Raw genomic sequence first — 1,866 nt, forward strand, 5'->3', positions numbered from 1 at the left:
AGGAGGGCCTCGCGGAGCTCGAGCACGCCGATGCCGCCGATGACGGCGGCGCCGATCGCGAGGGAGCTGATGGCGGCGATGCCGGAGAACAGCAGGGGAGCGATGGCGCCTCCGGCGTCGGTGAGGGTTCGCCAGGAGCCGAGGAACGCCGCGGGCTCCGATTGCGGGGCCACGTCGGCGCCGAGCGTGAGCAGGATGCCGCTGGAGAGGCCGTTGCCGACGCCGAGTACGGCGGCGATCATCCCGAACCACAGCACGTTGGTCGATGCGTCGTGCGTGAGCGAGAGCACGAGGAAGCCCGCGCCCATCAGCACCATCGCCGGCAGCGCGGCCCAGAGGCGGCCGAACCGGTCCATGACCTGGCCGCTCGCGTAGAACAGAGCGAAGTCGATCGCACCGGACACGCCGACGACGAGCGCGATCGAGGAGGCGTCCAGACCGATCGAGACGCCCCACAGCGGCAGCACCACCTGGCGGGCCGAGCGCACCGCCGACAGGCTCGCCGCGGCGAGACCCAGGCGGCCCAGCACGCCGCGGTTGCGCCACATCGTGCGGAAGACGCCTGCGCGCTCGATCGTGGGGATCGACCCGCTCACCGCCTCGCCGGTGTCCTCCACCGCATCCGGCGCGCGGTCGGCGGCCGCGGCCTGCGCCTCCGGATCCGGGCCGAACAGCACGAGCAGGATCAGTGCGACCAGCAGGACCGCGAAGAACCACAGCGTCGCGTTCTCGGTGTGGAACAGCGCGAGCAGTGCGGCGGCGAGGAAGGGGCCCACGAACATGCCCGCGCGGAAGGATCCGCCGAGCAGCGACAGCGCCCTGGCGCGGAACTCGAGCGGCACCCGGGTGGTCATGAAGGCGTGCCGGGCCAGACCGAAGGCCGCCGCGGACATGCCGACCACGAACACCGCGATCGTGAACACGACGAGGCTCGGGGCCAAGGCCCCCGCGATCACGCCGATCAGCGAGAGCACACCCGCGATCACCATCGTGAACCGCTCGCCGATCTTCGCGACCAGCCAGCCCGCGGGGATGTTGCCGCACAGCTGACCGACCACGAGGGCCGAGGCGATCAGGCCGGCCGAGGCGAGCGTCGCGCCGCGGTTCGCGGCGATCACGGGGATGAGCGGCAGGACGGCGCCCTCGCCGAGCGAGAAGAGCAGCGTGGGCAGGTACACCATCGGGCCGAACTTCCAGAGCACTGAGATCGACCGTTCCGCCACGTCTCCACGGTAGACCCGTGCGCCGCCGGAGCCGGAGACCGACGTGCGCGTCGAGGCGGGTCCGGCCGGCGAGAGAGCACACTCGAGCAGCGGAGCGGCTCAGAACGGCGCGGGCGCGGAACTGCGGAACCCGGTCGGCGTGATGACCTGAACCGTGCGCTCCTCGGGGCGGGTGCGATACCTCGCGCGCGTGCGATGTCGCAGGCGGTGATCCCGGGGGCAGAGAGGCCGCAGCCGGCGGATGTCGGTGGTCCCGCCGTCAGCCCAGGGATGGTCGTGGTCGATGTCGGCATCGAGCGCAAGGCGGGTGCAGCCGTCACGGGAGCACGTGCCGTGCTGCAGGATCAGCCAGTCGCGCTGCGCCCGCGTGGGGCGGTAGGTGCGACGATCCATGTCCACGATGACGCCCTTGACCGGATCCGTGATGACGCGGTGAAAGGAGCCGGCGTCGAGGAAGATCTGCGAGGCGGTGAGCGGATCGATCGGACCGACGCCGACGATCTCCGCCTGCTCTGCCGGGGCGGCCTCTCCCGTGAGCAACTGCACGGGCACCGTGACGAACACCTTCGTGGTCACCGCCGTCGCGGTGCCGTCGCCTTTCAGCCAGGCCGCGGCGAGATCCGTGCGGAGCTGATCCCGCGTG

General features: G+C 71.7%; 2 protein-coding genes. Both read right to left on the reverse strand.

The genetic code is table 11. The annotated features are described in order from the left end of the window. Positions 1-1,181, reverse strand: a 1,181-nt coding sequence (locus tag B7X32_RS20665) for an MFS transporter (protein WP_292724064.1), incomplete at its 3' end; no start/stop codon positions are given. A gap of 141 nt (positions 1,182-1,322) precedes the next feature. Then, on the reverse strand, positions 1,323-1,866 hold a 544-nt coding region (locus B7X32_RS20670), incomplete at its 5' end, for an HNH endonuclease signature motif containing protein (protein ID WP_292724061.1).

Origin of the sequence: Microbacterium sp. 13-71-7 (assembly GCF_002257455.1) — a bacterium.
Classification (GTDB): Bacteria; Actinomycetota; Actinomycetes; order Actinomycetales; family Microbacteriaceae; genus Microbacterium.